The 18,293-nt window shown below is 69.7% G+C and carries 20 protein-coding genes and 3 tRNA genes; 14 read left to right on the top strand and 9 right to left on the bottom strand.

What is annotated here, in order from left to right; genetic code table 11:
• Positions 1-8: 8 nt before the first annotated feature.
• Positions 9-1,142, top strand: a complete 1,134-nt coding sequence (gene dcm / locus AB0L91_RS13080) for a DNA (cytosine-5-)-methyltransferase (RefSeq protein ID WP_355284096.1) — start codon at positions 9-11, stop codon at positions 1,140-1,142.
• On the top strand, positions 1,139-1,609 hold the full coding sequence (locus AB0L91_RS13075; RefSeq protein WP_365009658.1) for a very short patch repair endonuclease: 471 nt from the start codon (positions 1,139-1,141) through the stop codon (positions 1,607-1,609). Before dcm ends, AB0L91_RS13075 begins: the two co-directional genes overlap by 4 nt.
• Positions 1,610-1,618: 9 nt before the next feature.
• Here the strand turns inward: AB0L91_RS13075 and AB0L91_RS13070 are convergent, their stop codons facing one another.
• Positions 1,619-1,747, bottom strand: coding sequence for a hypothetical protein (locus AB0L91_RS13070; protein ID WP_365009657.1), 129 nt, complete (start codon positions 1,745-1,747; stop codon positions 1,619-1,621).
• Positions 1,748-1,899: 152 nt separating this feature from the next.
• Between AB0L91_RS13070 and AB0L91_RS13065 the strand changes: the two genes are divergently transcribed.
• Positions 1,900-2,580, top strand: a complete 681-nt coding sequence (locus AB0L91_RS13065; protein WP_365009655.1) for a DUF998 domain-containing protein — start codon at positions 1,900-1,902, stop codon at positions 2,578-2,580.
• Here the strand turns inward: AB0L91_RS13065 and AB0L91_RS13060 are convergent.
• Entirely contained in the window at positions 2,573-4,153 is a 1,581-nt protein-coding gene (locus AB0L91_RS13060; RefSeq protein ID WP_365009653.1) for an esterase-like activity of phytase family protein, read from the bottom strand. The genes AB0L91_RS13065 and AB0L91_RS13060 overlap by 8 nt on opposite strands.
• 85 nt (positions 4,154-4,238) lie before the next feature.
• On the opposite strand from AB0L91_RS13060, the gene AB0L91_RS13055 reads away from it, so the two are divergent.
• Positions 4,239-4,634, top strand: coding sequence for a RidA family protein (locus AB0L91_RS13055; RefSeq protein WP_357345864.1), 396 nt, complete (start codon positions 4,239-4,241; stop codon positions 4,632-4,634).
• 143 nt (positions 4,635-4,777) lie between these two features.
• Positions 4,778-5,503: a maleylpyruvate isomerase family mycothiol-dependent enzyme gene (locus tag AB0L91_RS13050; RefSeq protein ID WP_365009650.1), complete on the top strand. Its 726-nt coding sequence runs from the start codon at positions 4,778-4,780 to the stop codon at positions 5,501-5,503.
• Between the two features lie 54 nt (positions 5,504-5,557).
• Here the strand turns inward: AB0L91_RS13050 and AB0L91_RS13045 are convergent.
• The 3 genes from AB0L91_RS13045 to AB0L91_RS13035 all read right to left on the bottom strand — a co-directional run bounded on the left by AB0L91_RS13045 (position 5,558) and on the right by AB0L91_RS13035 (position 6,583).
• Positions 5,558-5,630 (bottom strand) — tRNA-Arg (locus tag AB0L91_RS13045).
• Positions 5,631-5,662: 32 nt separating this feature from the next.
• Positions 5,663-5,752 (bottom strand) — tRNA-Ser (locus AB0L91_RS13040).
• Between the two features lie 93 nt (positions 5,753-5,845).
• Complete coding sequence (locus AB0L91_RS13035) at positions 5,846-6,583, bottom strand: dienelactone hydrolase family protein (RefSeq protein WP_365009647.1); 738 nt, start codon at positions 6,581-6,583, stop codon at positions 5,846-5,848.
• Positions 6,584-6,672: 89 nt separating this feature from the next.
• On the opposite strand from AB0L91_RS13035, the gene hisC reads away from it, so the two are divergent.
• Positions 6,673-7,749 (top strand): histidinol-phosphate transaminase, encoded by a 1,077-nt coding sequence (gene hisC, locus AB0L91_RS13030; RefSeq protein ID WP_365009646.1) that lies wholly within the window; start codon positions 6,673-6,675, stop codon positions 7,747-7,749.
• Between the two features lie 329 nt (positions 7,750-8,078).
• Positions 8,079-9,179, top strand: a complete 1,101-nt coding sequence (locus AB0L91_RS13025) for a nitric oxide synthase oxygenase (protein WP_365011286.1) — start codon at positions 8,079-8,081, stop codon at positions 9,177-9,179.
• Here AB0L91_RS13025 and AB0L91_RS13020 read toward each other — a convergent pair.
• Both AB0L91_RS13020 and AB0L91_RS13015 read right to left on the bottom strand, forming a co-directional pair.
• Positions 9,122-9,643: a hypothetical protein gene (locus AB0L91_RS13020; RefSeq protein WP_365009644.1), complete on the bottom strand. Its 522-nt coding sequence runs from the start codon at positions 9,641-9,643 to the stop codon at positions 9,122-9,124. The two genes, AB0L91_RS13025 and AB0L91_RS13020, sit on opposite strands and share 58 nt — an antisense overlap.
• 9 nt (positions 9,644-9,652) lie before the next feature.
• Positions 9,653-10,525 (bottom strand): VOC family protein, encoded by an 873-nt coding sequence (locus tag AB0L91_RS13015; protein WP_365009642.1) that lies wholly within the window; start codon positions 10,523-10,525, stop codon positions 9,653-9,655.
• Positions 10,526-10,608: 83 nt separating this feature from the next.
• Here AB0L91_RS13015 and AB0L91_RS13010 point away from each other — a divergent pair, with 83 nt between their 5' ends.
• Together AB0L91_RS13010 and AB0L91_RS13005 are read left to right on the top strand one after the other, a co-directional pair.
• Positions 10,609-11,559, top strand: coding sequence for an AsnC family transcriptional regulator (locus tag AB0L91_RS13010; protein WP_365009640.1), 951 nt, complete (start codon positions 10,609-10,611; stop codon positions 11,557-11,559).
• Positions 11,560-11,659: 100 nt separating this feature from the next.
• On the top strand, positions 11,660-12,031 hold the full coding sequence (locus tag AB0L91_RS13005) for a nuclear transport factor 2 family protein (protein WP_355284057.1): 372 nt from the start codon (positions 11,660-11,662) through the stop codon (positions 12,029-12,031).
• Positions 12,032-12,153: 122 nt separating this feature from the next.
• Here AB0L91_RS13005 and AB0L91_RS13000 read toward each other — a convergent pair.
• A tRNA-Ser gene (locus AB0L91_RS13000) sits at positions 12,154-12,238 on the bottom strand.
• A gap of 63 nt (positions 12,239-12,301) precedes the next feature.
• Here AB0L91_RS13000 and AB0L91_RS12995 point away from each other — a divergent pair.
• Entirely contained in the window at positions 12,302-13,300 is a 999-nt protein-coding gene (locus AB0L91_RS12995; RefSeq protein ID WP_365009639.1) for an NAD(P)H-quinone oxidoreductase, read from the top strand.
• On the opposite strand, the gene AB0L91_RS12990 is transcribed toward AB0L91_RS12995, so the two are convergent.
• Complete coding sequence (locus AB0L91_RS12990; protein ID WP_365009636.1) at positions 13,301-14,503, bottom strand: cysteine desulfurase-like protein; 1,203 nt, start codon at positions 14,501-14,503, stop codon at positions 13,301-13,303.
• A gap of 86 nt (positions 14,504-14,589) precedes the next feature.
• Here AB0L91_RS12990 and AB0L91_RS12985 point away from each other — a divergent pair, with 86 nt between their 5' ends.
• The 4 genes from AB0L91_RS12985 (at position 14,590) to AB0L91_RS12970 (ending at position 18,121) form a co-directional block, all read left to right on the top strand.
• Positions 14,590-15,177 carry a bacterial proteasome activator family protein gene (locus tag AB0L91_RS12985; protein ID WP_355284065.1) on the top strand — a complete coding sequence of 196 codons (588 nt, stop codon included), beginning with the start codon at positions 14,590-14,592 and terminating at the stop codon, positions 15,175-15,177.
• 227 nt (positions 15,178-15,404) lie between these two features.
• The gene (locus AB0L91_RS12980; RefSeq protein WP_357346597.1) at positions 15,405-16,232 is read left to right on the top strand and encodes an ABC transporter permease; all 828 of its coding nucleotides are present in this window, start codon (positions 15,405-15,407) and stop codon (positions 16,230-16,232) included.
• 12 nt (positions 16,233-16,244) lie between these two features.
• Positions 16,245-17,087 carry an ABC transporter ATP-binding protein gene (locus tag AB0L91_RS12975; protein WP_365009633.1) on the top strand — a complete coding sequence of 281 codons (843 nt, stop codon included), beginning with the start codon at positions 16,245-16,247 and terminating at the stop codon, positions 17,085-17,087.
• On the top strand, positions 17,084-18,121 hold the full coding sequence (locus AB0L91_RS12970) for a glycosyltransferase family 2 protein (RefSeq protein ID WP_355284070.1): 1,038 nt from the start codon (positions 17,084-17,086) through the stop codon (positions 18,119-18,121). Before AB0L91_RS12975 ends, AB0L91_RS12970 begins: the two co-directional genes overlap by 4 nt.
• The last annotated feature ends 172 nt before the right edge of the window (positions 18,122-18,293 follow it).

The following is an 18,293-nucleotide window of genomic DNA, read 5'->3' as shown; positions in this document are numbered from 1 at the left end:
TGACGCGGATGGTCGGGCTGTTCGCCGGGATCGGCGGGCTCGAACTCGGCCTCGGCAGCAACGGCTGGTCGACCGAGTTGCTCTGTGAGATCGATCCCGGCGCGCAGGGCGTGCTCGCGGCGCGCTTCCCCGACACTCCCCTGCACGGCGACATCACCCGGCTGCGTTCCCTGCCCGCCCGCACCGAACTGGTCGCCGCGGGGTTCCCGTGCCAGGACCTCTCGCAGGCCGGGCGCACCGCGGGCATCACCGGCCGCCGTTCCGGCCTGGTCGACGAGGTGTTCCGGCTGGTCCGGCGGCAACGCGGACCGCGCTGGCTGCTGATCGAGAACGTCCCGTTCATGCTGCAACTGGGCCGGGGCGCGGCGATGCGGCACATCACCGCCGCGCTGGAGGAACTCGGCTACACCTGGGCCTATCGCGTCGTCGACGGCCGCGCGTTCGGGTTGCCGCAGCGGCGTCAGCGGGTGCTGATGCTGGCCTCGCGCACCGAGGATCCGCGCGAGGTGCTCTTCGGCGACGACGCGGGCCCGCGCGAATACGGCGACCCCGACCGCGATCCGTGCGGCTTCTACTGGACCGAGGGCGTGCGCGGTCTCGGCTGGGCGGTGAACGCCGTGCCGACGCTCAAGGGTGGTTCGGGTCTGGGCATCGCGAGCCCGCCCGCGGTCCGGCTGCCCGCGGGCGAGATCGTCACGCCGGGCATCGTCGACGGTGAGCGGTTGCAGGGCTTCGACGCCGACTGGACCGCGCCCGCGCTCGACGTGCCGGGCGTGCGGCAGGGACATCGCTGGAAGCTGGTGGGCAACGCGGTCAGCGTGCGGATGGCCAACTGGGTCGGTCAGCGGCTGGCCGCGCCCTCGGAGCCGCTGACCGTCGGCGAACCGCTGCGGCCCGGCGCACCGTGGCCGACCGCGGCGTGGGGCCGGGCCGGGGTCGTGCACCGGGTTCCGCTCTCGACGTGGCCGGTGCACGAGCCGTACGAGGACCTCAAGAACTTCCTCACCGAGCCCCGGCTCCTGTCGCCGCGCGCGACGGCGGGATTCCTGCGCCGCACCGAGATGGGCAATCTGCGCTTCCCGCCCGGCTTCCTCGACGATGTCCGCGATCATCTCGACCGGATGGGCGGCTGGGCGGCATGACCGGTCGGCGCGCGCGGACCGGGGACGATCCCGCCGCGCCGACGCCTGCCGGGAAACCGGTCACCGACGCGGCGACCAGTGCCCGCATGTCGCGCCAGCGGCGCGCGAACACCGCGCCGGAACTGGCCTTACGCCGTGAACTGCATCGCGCGGGACTGCGCTATTTCGTCGACCGCCCGCCGATCAAGGGCCAGCGGCGGCGCGCCGATGTGGTGTTCCCGCGCCTGCGGGTCGCCGTCTACGTGGACGGCTGCTTCTGGCATCGGTGCCCGGTCCACGCGACCGACCCGAAGAACAATGCCCAGTGGTGGGCCGACAAATTGGCGGGCAATGTGGCGCGTGATCGCGCCACCGACGCCACGCTGCGGGCGGCGGGCTGGCAGGTCGTGCGGGTGTGGGAACACGAGGACCCGCACGTCGCGGCCCAGCAGATCTCTGCCTTGATCCGCGAGCGCTCGCGGCGCTGAACTACCAGGTCAGCGGCGACGCGGGTGGCTGTGCACGCGCACCCGGACCAGCGATCGCGGCGCGTTGGCCGCGGCGAAACCGGAGACAGCCATCGCCAGGAACATGGCAAAACCTGCCAGCGCTATCACGTAGCTCATGGAAATCCTCCTGGTTGGTTACGACACCCACCCTGCCCGGTGAACCTGACAACAACCTGTGCGCGCTGTGATGAAACCACGTGCGCGGCGTGCGACGCGCCCGATCGAGTGGATGAACCAGGCGGTTTGTCCGGGGCAGCACAATGGTCGATGTGCCCGAGTCCACCCGGATACCCCGCGGCTACCCGCTGCTGATCGCCCTGGCGATCGCGGTCGCCGGACTCTGCTATTCGTCCTGGGTGCTGGAGTTCTTCCTGCCGATCGACGCCGATCCGGTCAACTCCTTCCTCAGCGAACTCGACGCGGAAGGCAAGCCCTACCGGGAGGTGTTCGCCACCGCGGACAAGCTGGTCGGCCTGCTGCTGATCCCGGCCGCGATCGGCGGCCTGCTGGTCTTCCACCGGCGCAGGCTGACCACCGTCGGCTGGGTGGCGCTGCTGTGCTTCGGCGCGGCGACGATCGCCGACGCCATGCTCCCGCTGCGCGACTGCGACCCGTCGGTCAGCGCGTGCGGTGGCAACAGCGAGCTGTTCCCGCAGCTGCATCAGCCGCACGCGCTGACCAGTTCCCTGGCGGTCACCTCGATCGCGGTGGCGGCGTTCGCGTTCAGCGCCGCCGCCTACCGCTATCACCGCTGGCGGATCCTGCGCGAGTTCGGCGTGGTCGTGCTCGTCGTCGGCTCGGTGGCGACCGTCTGGATGCTGATCGCCGACAACCTGTCCGGCTCCTACGCCCTCGGCATCGCCCAGCGCATCCAGGTCGGATCGATGTCGCTGTGGCTGGTGGCGCTGGCCGCCGCCGTCCTCGTCGAGGCCCGCGAGTGGGCTAGCTGACCGAGATCCGCACCGTGTAGCCGTCGACCTTCGCCGGCAGCTTGGTGGTGTCGACCGCGAGCACCTCACCGGTGTCCTGCACACCGTTGGGCAGTGTCTTCGGCTTCAAGCCGAACGGCGGCTGTTCCCCCTGGCTGGCGGCCAGGCCGAAGTCGCTGTCGTTGGCGATGTAGATCGTCTTGCCGCCGTCGGTGGTGGCGATGCCCTCGATCTTGTCGTGGCCGAAGAACCGGCCCTTCTCGTCCAGCCCGGCGACCAGGGCCGACAGGTCCAGATTGCTCTTCTTCGCGACCGGGGTGATGCCTGCCTTGGTCAGCGCGGCGACCGCGTCGGTGGTCGAGGTGACGCCGACGAAGGTCTCCAGCGGCTTGCCGTCGACCAGCAGGCCGCCCTTGTCCGCGTCGTAGGTCGCGCCGGGGACCGTCGACTGCGGGCCGACATCGGTGGCGCCGGCGATATCGATGGTCCAGATCTTCTTGTCCGCCTTGGGCGCCAGGTTGCCGTCGCGCTCGTCGACCAGGAAGGTGGTCGGGCTCAGCGCGGTGATCTCCGAGACGGCGACCTTGGTCTGCTTCGGGTTCTCCAGCGGGTACAGGAATTCCTTCTGCGCCTTGGTCTTCAGATCGACGGTGACGATCCGCGCGAACGGCACCTCCTTGGCCGAACCACTCAGGCCGGGGGTGTTGAGCGCGCTCTGCACGACGCCGACGAGGGTGCTGCCGTCGGGCGTGATGGTCAGGCCCTCCATGCCCTGGTTGGGCGTGCGCAGGGCGATCTCCTTCGGCAGCCCGCTGCCGGGCGCGAGCCGCTCGAGCTCGGTGCCCTTCGCGTCGAAATGCACCAGGAACGGGCCGTATTCGTCGGAGACCCAGAAGGTGCCGTCGGCGAGCGCGACCAGGCCCTCGGGGTCGAGGCCGTGATCGGTAGGCGGCAGGACGGTGCCCTGTAGATCCCTGATGGTCTCGCCGGTGCTGGCGGAGATGTCGACCTGGCCGTTGAACGGCGCGCCCGACTTGCTGCGCAGCTCGATGGTCGACTGGAGCACCGCCCGGTTGTCGACCAGCTTGAACCGGCCGATCTTGGGCACGAATGCCGGGGTGGGCGAGAGCTTTTCGTTCTTCGCCGGGCCGTCCACATTCGGGCCGCGGTCGGTCAGACCGTAGAACTCGTCGGTGCTGCCCGGCACCGCGGTCCACGCCGAACCGAAGCCGCTGCCCTGCACCGTGCTGCCACCGTACTCGCCGAGCACTGGAATGTCGGTGGTGTACAACCGAACCGCGTCAGTGGTGGTGATCTTGAACTGGTCGAGGCCCTGGTAACCCGCGATCGGGGTGTAGACGTAGGAGCCGTCGGTGCGCCGGGCCAGGTGGCCGTGCTCGGGTTCCAGATCCACCCCGAGCACCGCGCTGCCGCCGGACTTGGCGACCAGCTCGTCGAGCGTGATGACCACCGACTGGTCCTTGCCCACCGTGAAGTCGGCGTCGGACCCGGGCGTGGAGCAGCCCGCGGTGACGGCGGCCGCGCACAGGGCGGCGGTGAGCGGGAGGAGGCGGATACCTGGACGTGCGTTCATCTGCCATGCGTACCGCGTCGAGCCGACCGGCAGCCGACCGGCAAATGAATTGTCATCCACCAGGCGGTGGATCATTCTGGCTGCCATGACCACAACTCGGGTGAACATCTCTTCCGCCTCCGATTTCGAAGATGTCGTCGGTTACTCGCGGGCCGTACGCGTCGGCGACCACGTCGTGGTGAGCGGCACCACCGCCGCCGTGCCCGGTGGTGGCGCCGTCGGCGGCGACGACATCGGCGCGCAGACCACCGAGGTCCTCGCCCGCATCGCCACCGCGCTGGAACAGGCGGGCGCGAGCCTGCGGGATGTGGTGCGCACCCGCATCTTCGTCACCGATATCGCCCGCTGGTCCGAAGTCGCCGCCGCGCATTCGGCCGTCTTCGACACCATCCGCCCCGCCGCCTCGATGTACGAGGTGACCGCGCTGATCGCGCCCGAGCTCCTGATCGAGATCGAAGCCGACGCGATCGTCGCCGGCTGAATCGTGGCACGCGGCGGTTCGCCGCCGCGGTCGTCGAGCGCGAAATCTCCCCAGTTGTCCACAGGCTCAGGGTTATCCACAGGGGTCGCCGACACCGCGGTGAACGGCGGTGCGCGCGGATCCGGGCAACTACGCTCGGACCCGTGACCAGCGAAACGGCTACCCCTCTCGACCTGCTCACCCAGGTCGCCGCCTCCACCGCCCGCTTCGACGCGGCGATCGGCGCGCTCACCGATGCGCAGTTGAGCGAACCGTCCCGGCTCCCCGGCTGGACGCGCGGGCACGTCGTCGCGCACATGTCGCGCAATGCCGACAGTCTGCTGAACCTGCTGCTGTGGGCGCGCACCGGCATCGAGATCCCCCAGTACGCCAGTGCCGCGACCCGCGACGCCGACATCGAGGCGGGCGCGCCGCGGCACCTAGACGTCCAGCACGCCGACTTCACCGCCTCGGCACATCGCTGGCAGGCCGTGGCCACCACGATGCCCGCCGCGGACTGGCAGGCGGTCGTCCGCAACCGGCAGGGCGGTTCGCTCACGGCCGACCAGATTCCGTGGATGCGCCTGCGCGAGACCGAGATCCATCACGTCGACCTCGGCGTCGACTACACCCCCGCCGACTGGCCCGCGGCCTTCGTGGCCCGTCTGCTCCCCGAAGCCGTCGCCGACGTGTCCGCCAACCTCCTCCCCGACGCGACCCCCACCTTCGACCTCCAGGCCACCGACTCCGACTTCATCGCCACCGTCGGCCCCGGCCGCCCCCACCACACGGTCCTCGGCCCCTCCTCGGCCCTGCTCGCCTGGCTCCTCGGCCGCTCCCCCGGCCACGACCTCACCGGCCCGCTGCCCCCACTGCCCGCCTGGAAGTAGCGGCCCGGCCGAAAACGAGAAAGACCCCCAGCGAATGCTGGGGGTCTTTCTTTGTGCGCCCGAAGGGATTCGAACCCCTAACCTCTTGATCCGTAGTCAAGTGCTCTATCCGTTGAGCTACGGGCGCATGGTCTTCAGTTGTACCCGGCGAACCGGGTGTGGCGGAGGCGAGAGGATTTGAACCTCCGGTCCCCGTGAAGGGACAACTCATTAGCAGTGAGTCCCATTCGGCCGCTCTGGCACGCCTCCTGGAGCCTTCTCTTTCGAGGGCACCGGTCCTTGTCGAACCGCCGGGAATGAAGATTACACGAGCAGTTCATGTAGTCCAAAACGCCTGGTCAACTACCGTAAGTTGCTGTCGAACCAGTCGTAGATGCGGGTCTGTGAGTCGATCCGGATGGCGTTTGCCGCGTCGTCGTCCGGATCGGGGCGATCGGCGCGGTGGCTGAGGCCCGGATAGGTGATGGTGAGACTGGCCACATTCGCCCTGGCGGCCTCGTCGCGGAGCCGGTCGACCGCGTCGGGTGGGGTGGCCGGGTCGTCGGCGCCGAACAGGCCGAGCCACGGCGCCTGCAACGCGGCGGCGATCTCGACCAGGGCGGCGTCCTGATCCGGGAGCGGATCTGTGATGCCTGGGGCGGCCACGCTCACCGCGGCGCCGATCGGCCGGGTGGTGGCGACCAGGAAGGCGGCGGTGCCCGCGGTGTCGAAGCCGAGCACACCGATGGTGTCGGGGAAGACACCGCGCCGGGTGAGCCAGTCGAAGCCGGCGTCGAAATCGTCGAAGAGTTCGTCGCCGAAGACCTCGTTGACGTGGTCGTCGGCGATCCGGTCGAACAGGTGTGGCGCGACGACGATCCAGCCCTCGAAGGCCAGGGACCGCATCAGATCGAGCAGCTGCGGCGAGAACTCCCTGGATTCGTGCAGGACCACGATGCCGCCGCGGGCGATGCGCTCCGGCTCGACGACCGTGATGGGCACAGCCGTCCGCGTGGCGACGGCTGCCGTTTCGGCGCCACCCGCCACGGCGGTGGACTCCACCGACCTGAGTGGGGCGACATCGTCGTAGGTCCCCGACATAAACCCAGCGTAGGCGGCGAAACTGCGGTTGGGTAGGCCTGACCGGCGGCGGCGCGCATCGATATGACGTGTCACCGTAGGGTGGAGGCGTGACAGCGCACATCCGGCCCGACCTCGCCACCATCCCGGCCTATGTTCCCGGCCGTAACCACCCCGATGCGGTGAAGCTCGCGTCGAACGAGACGACCTTCGGGCCGCTGCCGAGCGCGGCGAAGGCGATCGCGGAATCGGCCGAGCAGGCCAACCGGTACCCGGACAACCAGGTCACCGAGCTGCGGGCCGCGCTGGCCGACTTCCTCGGCGTCACGGTCGCGAATGTGGCCGTCGGCTGCGGCAGCGTCGCGCTGTGCCAGGAGCTCGTGCAGATCACCTGCGACGCGCCGACCGACGAGGTGGTCTTCGCGTGGCGCTCGTTCGAGGCGTACCCGATCGTCACCCAGGTGGGCAATGCCACCGCCGTGCCGGTGCCGCTCGCCGCGGGCCACCTGCACGACCTGGACGCGATGGCCGACGCGGTCACCGAGCGCACCAAGCTGATCTTCGTCTGCAACCCGAACAACCCCACCGGCACCGCGCACGGGCGCGCGGAGCTGGAGCGGTTCCTGGACCGGGTGCCCGCGCACGTGCTGGTCGTGCTGGACGAGGCCTACTACGAATACCTCCGGCTGACCCCGGAGAACCGTCCCGACGGCGTCGAGATCGGGCGCACGCGGCCGAATGTGGTGGTGCTGCGGACCTTCTCGAAGGCCTACGGCCTGGCCGGGCTGCGCGTCGGCTACGCCGTCGGCGATCCCGAGGTGATCACCGCGCTGCTGAAGGTACACATCCCGTTCAGCGTGAACCGGGTGGCGCAGGCGGCGGCGATCGCCTCGCTGGAGGCCCGTGGCGAACTCCTCGACCGGACCGATGTCCTGGTCGCGCAGCGCCACCAGGTGCGGGACGCGCTGCTGGCGGCCGGCTACGAGGTGCCGTCGAGCGAGGCCAACTTCGTCTGGCTGCCGCTGGGCGAGCGGACCACCGCCTTCGCCGAGGCGAGTGCCGCCGCCGGCGTGCTGGTGCGGCCGTTCGCCGGTGACGGCGTGCGCGTGACGATCGGCGATCCGCACGAGAACGAGCAATTCCTGGCGTTCGCCACGGCACCGGAGACCGCCGCCCGATTCCGTTAGGTCAGCGCACGGTCAGCATGTCTTGACGCCAGTCGCGGTGGGATTACCGCGATTTCGAGCACACCGCCAGCACACCGGTCGTAGGCTGGCTCGCAGCGAATCTCGGTGTTCGAACAGGACGACTATGCATGCGGCGACGCTCGACCGATTACCTGGTCGGCGCGCGCCACCGGTCGGGCAGTGTGTTCTCGGCGGGCGAATACCCCGCATCCCCGGGTACGCCCGCACGGCCCTGCACCCTGCTGCCCGACCGGAGATGTACCGTGAACCAACGTTCTCGCCCTGCTGTCTGCGAAAAAGGCTCCACCCCAGTCACTTCGGCCGGTGACATCGTCGTCGCCGCACCGCCCGCCACCGACCTCGATCGTCGGCTGCGCGAATGCGACGAGTTCTTCCGCAATCCCGAATTGGGTCATCTACCCACCCAGCGTCGCCTCGGCGCGCTCGCCGAACTACGCGAAACCGGCACCTATCGGCAGACCGCCGAGGAGATCCTGATCGGCGCCAAACTGGCCTGGCGCAACCACGCGCGCTGCGTCGGCCGCAAACACTGGCGTTCGCTCAAACTCCTGGACGCCCGCCGAGTTACTTCCGCGCGAGAGCTTTCCGAGGCGTGCTGGCAGCATCTGCGCCTCGCCACCAACGGCGGCGCGATCCAGTCGATGATCACGGTCGGCCCGCAGCTCGTGCCCGGCGGTGGCGAGTACCGGATCGTGAGTTCCCAGCTGATCCGCTACGCGGGCTATCCCAACGGCGACGGCACCGTCACCGGCGATCCGGCCAATATCGCCGCCACCGAGCAGGCGATGGCGCTGGGCTGGCGCGGCGCGCGCACTCCCTTCGACGTGCTGCCCGTCCTCATCAGCACGCCCGACGAGGATCTGCGGTACTTCGACGTGCCGCGCGAGCTGGTCCGCGAGGTGGATCTGACCCACCCGGACTACCCGTGGTTCGCCACCCTCGGGCTGAAATGGCATGCGCTGCCCGCGGTGTCGAACATGGATCTGGAGGTGGGCGGCGTCACCTACCCGTTCGCCCCGTTCAACGGCTGGTACGTCGGCACCGAGATCGGCGCGCGCAATCTCAGCGACACCGATCGCTACAACATGCTGCCGCTGATCGCCGACATGATGGAGCTCGACACCTCCTCGGTGCGCACGCTGTGGCGCGACAAGGCGCTGATCGAGCTGAATCACGCGGTGCTGCACAGTTTCCGGACCTCGGGTGTGCACATGGTCGACCACCACACGGTCGCCAAGCAGTTCTGCGATCACGTCCAGCGCGAAGAGGCGGCGGGCAGACGCTGCCCCACCGACTGGAGCTGGATCAACCCGCCGATCTCCTCGGGCCTGACCCCCACCTTCCACCGCTACTACGACGAACCCGACCTGGACATCCGCCCCAACTTCGTCAAACGCGCCGACAGCTGAGCGGCACCGGTGGCCCACAGCGCCACCGTGAGGAAGACGAGCTGTTCGGGAATCCGGAACCACAACGGCGTGGGCGGTTCCCCGTTGAGCGGGATGTCCTCCAGTGCCGCGTACACATTGGCGGGCAGGAGCAGCACGAACAGCACGGCCACGGCGATGCCGGTCACGGCGCGGGTGGACGCGATGATCAGGCCGAGCGCGCCGAGCAGTTCCAGGACGCCGGTGAGGTAGACCATCGCGTGCGGGAACGGCACCGCCGACGGCACCATCGCGACGAGATCGTCGTGGCTCGGCATCACCGTCACGCTGTCGGGAACGAAATGCGCTGTGCCGGTGGCGACGAGCATGAACGCCAGCCCATGCGCGGCGCACACCCGCCAGGTCGCGAACCGGGGGACGCCGACCACGCCGAGCAGGCGCAGGAGGACCGTGGGGACGAACAGCAGCAGCAGGGTGGTGAACATGGTGGGTCCTCAGGCGGTGAAGAAGAGACCGGCGCCGTAGGCGTCGGCGGCGGAGACGAAGAAGCCGTCGGCGGTCGCGACGGTCGGGGTGCCCGCGTCGTCGACGAGGTCGCGGGCCGCCACGACGTCGTCGACGCGGATGGTCAGGGCGGCCGGGTAGGAGGCGGCGGGCGCGGGTTCGCCGGGCAGGAGCTGGTCGGTGTCGCTCGCCCGGACGAATTCGAGCCGCGCCGAGCCGACACCGAACATGACGAGCGGGCCTTCGTGCTCCGGCGCGCGGTCGAGGATGCGCTGGTAGCGGTCGACGACGGCGGCGAAGTCGGTGTCGTCGACGACGTACAGCACCGAGCCGAGGCCGCGGGCGCCGTTCGGGTGCCGCAGGTAGCGGGGCTGGTGGACGTATTCGCGGGTCAGGTGCTGGGCGACGCCGAGGTAGGTCTCGGGGGTGGACCGCGGGTCGACGTGGACGGCGCGGGCCCGCAGGGTGCGCTGTCCGTCGACGGTGTCGACCGGGCGCTCGAGGTCGAGGACCCCGGAGGTGCGCAACCCGGCCTCGGTCAGCAGCCGGTCGGCCTTCTCCGCGTCCGAGGTCTCCAGATTGAGCAGGCGCAGCCCCTCGAACTGGTCGGCCATCGCCTTCGTGTGCCACGGGTCGGGCGCGGCTTCGTCGACGATGCCGAGCAGCTCGAGATAGGAGTCCTGGAAGACCGCGCACAGATTGGCGGTGCAGCCGGCGACGGGCGGCTCCCCCGGTGCGGCGGCGAGGAGGTGGCGCGAGCGCGGGGTGAGGGTGAAGCCGAGGGAGCGGTAGCGGCGCTCCAGGCCGTCGAGATCGCGGGTGAGGATGCCGACGTGGTGGATGCCGTCGAGGTCTGCTGTCATGCCTCGATCGTTGGTCCGGCCTCGGTCGATGTCGCCGATCCGCGGCCGCTGCGCCGGAATCCGACACGTCCTACGCTGATCTGGTGGATTCGGTCAGGCTGGACGCGGTCGATCTGGGCTTGCTGCACGCCCTGCAGGTCGACGGCCGGGCCTCGTTCAGCCGGATCGGCGAGGTGCTCGACGTCGCCGATCGAACGGTGGCGCGCCGGTTCGCGCGGTTGCGCGAGCACGGGCTGGCGCGGGTCACCGGGATCGCCGCCAGCGGACTGGTCGGGCACGCGGAGTGGCTGGTCCGGATCCGGGTCCGGCCCGGCGGCGCGGCGACCCTCGCGCGAGCGCTGGCGCGCAGGCCGGACACGTCGTGGGTGAGCGTGCTCGCCGGTGGCGCCGAGATCAGCAGCTTCTTCCATGTCGGCGCCGAGGCCGCGGTCCCGCTGGACGCGCTGGCCAGGCATCCCCAGGTCGAGACGGTGCAGGTGCAGCGGCTGCTGCGGCACCTGACCGACCGGCGCTGGCAGGGCCGCACGTCGGCGCTGACGCCCGAGCAGGTCGACGCGCTGGCACCGCCGCTGCTCGAACGCCCCGACCCGGTCACGATGACCGACCTCGACCGGCGGCTGCTGCCCGCCCTCGCCGTCGACGGCCGCGCCGACTACGCGCGGCTGGCGCGCGCGGTCGACTGGTCGGAGTCCGCGGTGCGCCGCCGGGTGGACGAACTGCGCAGGCAGCGCGTGCTGCGCTTCGATGTGGAGATCGATGCCGCGGTGCTCGGCTTCCCGGTGCAGGCCGCGCTGTGGCTGACGGTCGCGCCCGCCCGGCTCGTCGCCGTCGCCCGCGCCATGTCGGCGCACCCGGAGACCGCGTTCGTCGGCGGCACCACCGGCACCGCCAACCTGGTCGCGATCGTGGTGTGCCGCGACGCCGACGCCCTGTTCGACTACCTCACCGAGCGGATCGGCGCGCTCGACGGCATCGAACACGTCGAGCCGGTCCCGATCACGGCCATCGCCAAACGGGCCGCCCCGATCGGCTGATATCGGGCGTTCCGCCGGCGGGTTCGCGGGCGTAATGTGCTGGAGTACGGGCCGAATCGCCCTGGTCCGGCTCGTTGGGCGACGAGCGAGGGAGACCGAGATGAGCACCGCATCCAGTTCGGGATTCGATGCCGAAGCACTGCGCCGTGGCATCGAAGGCCGCGACGCGACCACACTGCTGGCACTGTACGGCGACGACGCCGAGATCCGGATGGTCGACCACAACGACCAGCCCAGCCATCCCCGTGTGCTGCACGGACGTTCAGCGATCGGCGAGATGTTCGACGACGTCTGCTCACGGGAGATGACCCACAAACTCGAGAGCGTCCTGATGGACGGCGACCACGTCGCCTTCGTCGAGTCCTGCCGCTACCCCGACGGCACCAGAGTCCTGGTCCACTCGATGGCCGACGTCCGCGACGGCCGCATAGTCGACCAGACCTCAATCCAAGCCTGGGACGAAACCACCTGATCAAGCGAGAACATGGGTAACTCCCCGACAACAGCCAACGCAACCACCCGACAAACCCCCGGCCGCGTCCCCACCTCCCCACGCACCTAGGTCTGGCCAAGAATCGCGGGGAGGCGGTATTGCGGAGACGGAGGGATTTGAACCCCCGGTCGCTCTCGCGACGCTCGCTTTCAAGGCGAGTGCATTCGGCCGCTCTGCCACGTCTCCCTAGAGTGAGATGTTAGCGGACGCATCCGCGACCGCGGCGACCCGGAGAGGCGGCCAGGCCTGATGCAGGCGATCGAATTGAACGGGTTCGGCGGGCCCGAGGTGATGGAGTGGACCGTCACGGTCGATCCCGAGCCGGGGCCCGGCGAGGTGTTGGTCGAGGTCGCCGCGGCCGGGGTGAACCGGGCGGATGTGTTGCAGCGGCGGGGGTTCTACCCGCCGCCCGCCGACGCGAGTTCGGTGCCGGGACTGGAGTGTTCGGGGACGATCGTCGCGCTCGGCGACGGCGTGCGGGACTGGAGGATCGGGGATCGGGTGTGCGCGCTGCTGTCCGGCGGCGGTTACGCCGAGCTGGTCGCGGTGCCCGCCACCCAGCTGCTGCCGATTCCGGACGGGCTCGACCTGGTCGCGGCGGCGGGGTTGCCCGAGGTGGCGACGACGGTGTGGTCGAACCTGGTGCTGACGGCCGGACTGCGGGCGGGGCAGCTGGTGCTGATCCACGGTGGCGGCGGTGGGATCGGGACGCACGCGATCCAGGTGGCGCGGCGGCTCGGGGCGCGGGTGGCGGTGACGGCCGGATCGGCCGCGAAGCTGACCAAGTGCGCCGAGCTGGGCGCCGAACTGCTGATCGACTACCAGACGCAGGACTTCGTCGCGGTGGTCGCGGCCGAGCCGTCGCCCGCGGGCGGCTTCGGCGCGGATGTCATCCTCGACAACATGGGCGCGCTGTACCTGGAGCGCAATGTGGAGGCGCTGGCCCCGCACGGGCAGCTGGTGGTCATCGGGATGCAGGGCGGTGTCGCCGGGAAGCTGAATCTGGCCACGCTGCTGGGCAAGTGGGGCACGGTGCACGCGACGAACGTGCGCAACCGGCCGCGCGTCGGCGCGGGCAGCAAGGCCGAGGTCGTGGCGGCGGTGCGCGAACGGCTCTGGCCGCTGATCGCCGCGGGCGAGGTGGTGCCGGTGATCTCGGCCGAGCTGCCGATCACTGAGGCCGGGCGCGCGCACGAACTGCTCGATTCGCCGGAGACCTTCGGCAAGGTCGTGCTCCGCGTCCGGTGACTATTCGAGCGAGCTGAGGGCGCGACCGAGCTGGTCGATCTCGTAGCGGGTCGTGTAGGGCGCCAGGCCGATGGTGACGGCGCCACCCTCGTCGTTGACGCCGAGCGCGTCGAGCAGCCTGCTGCCGCCGTGCACGCCGCTGACCGTGCCGATCCGGTTGTCGGCCAGCTTGGCCGCCACCTTCTCCGCCTGCATCCCGGCCATGGTGAAACTGACGGTGGGGATGCGAGTGGAGGCGCGGCCGATCACGGTGAGGTTGTCGACCTTGTCGAGCACCTGCATGAGGTGGTCGAAGAGCTGGTCGTGATAGTCCTGCAGCGAGGTGATCGACATCTCGAGCCGTTCGCGCCGGGTACCGCGCGCCCGCTCGTCGAGTCCGGCGAGGAAGTCGATCGACTCGGTGAGCCCGGCCAGCAGCGCGTACTGATGGCCGCCGACCTCGAGCCGTTCAGCACCCTTGGCATAGGGATTGAGCGACATCGACGGGATGCGGTCGAGGAAGGCCGGATCGCGGAACACCAGCGCGCCCACCTGCGGGCCGCCCCACGACGGCGCGCTCAGGGCGACCACGTCGGCGTTGAGTTCGTCGATGTCGATCAGGGCGTAGGGCGCCGCGCCGAACGCGTCGGCGACCAGCAGGCCACCCACGTCGTGCACCCGGTCGGCGGCCACCCGGACCGCGGGCGCCGAGCCGACGATCGGGGACGCCGCGGTGAGCGCGACCAGGCGCGCGGTCGGGCCGATCAGCTCCTCGAACTGCCAGGACGGCATCTCACAGGTCTCGATCTCGACCTCGGCCCAGCGCACGTGCGCGCCGTAGCGGTTGGCGATGCGCAGCCAGGGGGCCACATTGGCCTCGTCGTCCAGCCGGGACAGCACGATGCCGGTACCGAGACCGAGCCGGGAACTCAGCGATTCCGCCAGCCAGGCCAGCAGGACCGCGCGATCGGGTCCGAGCACGACGCCGGCCGGATCTCCCCCGACCAGATCGGCGACCGCCTCACGCGCGGCGTCGAGGATCGCACCGCTGCGGGTCGCCGCACCGTGGCGGCCGATATGGGAAAACGAGGAGGTGCGGAAACCTGTTGAGACGGCACGCGATACCGAGTCGGGAACGAGCATCCCCGCCTGCGGGTCCAGGTGGATCCAGCCGTCGCCCAGGGACGGTATCAGGCCCCGAACCCTCGCGACGTCATAAGTCATGCCCGCCACTTTAAGGGCAGCGGGCGTCCCGGTGTAACCGCGTCGGGGTTTTAGCGCGAACCTGCCACACACGCAATGATGGGGATATGACGCACTCCGAGGATGTACCGGAATCCATCGTCGTGATCGGTCCCGACGGCCGTCCGCTCACCGTGCCCGCCGATCAGAACGGCGGCGCCACGTTCACCGGGCAGGTCGTGCCCGACAACGAGCGCAGCGCCACCGACGACGCCGATTCGGGTGAGTCGCTGGCCGACATGGTCGAGCAGCCCGCCAAGGTGATGCGCATCGGCACCATGATCAAACAGCTGCTCGAGGAGGTGCGGGCGGCTCCGCTCGACGACGCCAGCCGGTCCCGGCTCAAGGAGATCCACAAGTCCTCGGTGCGCGAGCTCGAGCAGGGCCTCGCGCCCGAGCTGCGCGAGGAGCTGGAGCGCCTGACTCTCCCGTTCACCGACGAGTCGGTGCCGTCGGACGCCGAGCTGCGGATCGCCCAGGCCCAGCTGGTCGGCTGGCTCGAGGGCCTGTTCCACGGCATCCAGACCGCGCTGTTCGCCCAGCAGATGGCCGCCCGCGCCCAGCTGGAACAGATGCGTCAGGGCGCCTTGCCGCCGGGCATGCACGCGGGTGATCAGAAGGCCGGTGGCCACGTGGGCGGCGGGCAGTACCTGTAGCCCCGGACCGGCCGAACACGCCGTACCGGCCACCGATCCACCCTGTAAGGTCGGGGACCGTGCCCGCAGCTGCCGCTCGTCCCGATTCGGTCTCCGACCAGAGTGACGCGCGTACCGAAGAGAGCCCCGTGCATTCCGACGACAATCCCCCGGTGACCGAGGCCGAGATCGCCGAGATCGCCGACGCCGAGCACACCACGGATTCGCCCCTGCTGGTCGCGGAGCCGATGGTGTCGGACTCGCAGACCTTCCGGCGCGCCTTCAAGGACATGCGGGACGGCTTCGGACAACGCGAGCTATGGCTGTCGCTGGGCTGGCAGGACATCAAGCAGCGCTACCGCCGCTCGGTGCTCGGCCCGTTCTGGATCACCATCGCGACCGGCCTGCAGGCGCTGGCGATGGGTCTGCTCTATTCGACCCTGCTCGATCAGCCGATCAGCGAGTACCTGCCGTATGTGACGATCGGCCTGATCGTCTGGAACGTCATCAGCGCCTCGATCCTCGAGGGCTCCGATGTCTTCATCGCCAACGAGGGCCTGATCAAACAGCTGCCGTCGGCGTTGAGCGTGCACGTGTATCGCCTGGTCTGGCGGCAGTTCCTGTTCTTCATCCACAATGCCGCGATCTACGCGGTCCTGCTGGTCGGGTTCGCGCTCTGGCGTGACCTGAACTGGTCGGTCCTGCTGGCCGTGCCCGCGATCGTGCTGCTGTTCCTCAACGCCATGTGGGTGTCGATCGTGTTCGGCATCTTCTCCACCCGCTACCGCGACATCGCCCCGATCCTCGGCTCGATGACGCTCATGCTGTTCGTGCTGACCCCGGTCATGTGGTCGACCAAGGCGCTGGAGAACTCGGTCGGCGGGATGAGCGACCGGGCCAAGCTGATCGAGATCGTGCCCACCTTCCACTACCTGGAGATCGTGCGCGCGCCACTGCTCGGCGAGCCGTCGGAATGGCACCACTGGGCGATCGTCGGCGCCATCACGGTGGTCGGCTGGATCGTCGCGATCCTGGCGCTCAAGCAGTACCGTGCCCGCGTCCCGTACTGGGTTTAGGAGCAGTCCCCGATGAGCCGTGTGAGTATCGAAACCCAGCAGGCGTGGGTCGAGTTCCCCATCTTCGACGCCAAGTCGCGGTCGCTGAAGAAGGCGTTCCTCGGTAAGGCGGGCGGCGCGATCGGGCGCAACAGCTCCGATGTGGTGGTCGTCGAGGCGCTGCGCGACATCAACCTCTCGCTCAAGGAAGGCGACCGGGTCGGCCTGGTCGGCCACAACGGCGCGGGCAAGTCGACCCTGCTGCGGCTGCTGTCGGGCATCTACGAGCCCTCGCGCGGCAGCGCGCGCATCCGCGGCCGGGTGGCGCCGGTGTTCGATCTCGGCGTCGGCATGGACCCGGAGATCTCCGGGTACGAGAACATCATCATCCGCGGCCTGTTCCTCGGCCAGACCCGCAAGCAGATGATGTCCAAGATCGACGAGATCGCCGACTTCACCGAGCTCGGCGAGTACCTGTCGATGCCGCTGCGCACCTACTCCACCGGCATGCGGGTCCGCCTGGCGATGGGCGTGGTCACCTCCATCGACCCCGAGATCCTGCTGCTGGACGAGGGCATCGGCGCGGTCGACGCGGAGTTCATGAAGAAGGCGCGCACGCGGCTGCAGTCGCTGGTGGCGCGCTCGGGCATCCTCGTCTTCGCCAGCCACTCCAACGAATTCCTCGCCCAGCTGTGCGACACCGCGATGTGGGTCGACCACGGTCAGATCCGCTTGCAGGGCGGCATCGAAGAAGTCGTGCGAGCGTACGAGGGTCCCGACGCGGGTAACCACGTGGCACAGGTGCTGCGTGAGCTGGAGACCGAGAGCGCGGACCGCGCGGACGGCGAACGAGAACTGGAGCAGAACAAGGCATGAGTGCGGACGACGGTAAACCGGCGGTGCCCGGCGGGTTCAGCATGACCGATCGGCTGGAGGCCGACACCACCGTGCTGCCCGACGACGCCGAGCTGCCGCCGGGGGCCGAGCCGGCCGACCTGCACACCGAGACCGGGCCGCAGGCGCGGATCATCGGCGTCGTCGTCACGCACAAGCGCCGCGAGCTGCTCGCCGAGTCGCTGAAGGTGCTGGCCTCGCAGTCGCGGCCGATCGATCATCTGATCGTCGTCGACAACGCGAACGAGGACGAGGTCGCCGAGCTGGTCGCCCAGCAGCCCATCGAGGCCACCTACCTGGGCTCGCGGCACAATCTCGGCGGCGCGGGCGGCTTCGCGCTCGGCATGCTGCACGCGCTCACCATGGGCGCGGACTGGGTGTGGCTGGCCGACGACGACGGCCGCCCGGACGGTCCCGAGGTGCTGGCGACGCTGCTCGATTGCGCGCGCAGGCACAACCTCGTCGAGGTGTCGCCGGTGGTGTGCGATATCGACGAACCCGACCGGCTCGCCTTCCCGCTGCGTCGCGGGGTGGTGTGGCGGCGGCTGCGCTCGGAACTCGGTGACGAGGACTTCCTGCCCGGCATCGCCTCGCTGTTCAACGGCGCGCTGATCTCGGCCAAGGCCGTCGACCTGATCGGCGTGCCCGACCTGCGGCTGTTCGTGCGCGGCGATGAGGTGGAGGTGCATCGCCGCCTGGTCCGCTCGGGTCTGCCGTTCGGCACCTGTCTGCAGACGGCGTACCTGCACCCCAACGGCGCCGAGGAGTTCAAGCCGATCCTCGGCGGCCGGATGCACACCCAGTACCCGGACGACCCGGTCAAGCGCTACTTCACCTACCGCAACCGCGGCTATCTGATGTCGCAGCCGGGTATGCGCAAGCTGCTGCCACAGGAGTGGATCCGGTTCTCCTGGTTCTTCCTGGTGACCCGGCGCGACCCGGCCGGCCTGCGCGAATGGTTCCGGCTGCGCTCGCTCGGGCGCAACGAGCAGTTCGGTAAGCCCGAGCCGAAATAAATCGGTTGCCGCGGTCGGCGGCGATGTGTCATGGTCTGGGGACCAGCGAGAAGAGACGAGGAGGTGGATGTCCGTGGTCGTGAGGATTGCCGTGCCCCGGCGGGCTGTGCGTACGCACACCGCCGACGTGGACTCCACCCCGAACTCTTCTCGCTGAGCCCGCCGTCGGGCT

The organism is Nocardia sp. NPDC051833, assembly GCF_040681225.1.
GTDB lineage: Bacteria > Actinomycetota > Actinomycetes > Mycobacteriales > Mycobacteriaceae > Nocardia.
This window is presented reverse-complemented; position numbering and strand designations above follow the sequence as displayed.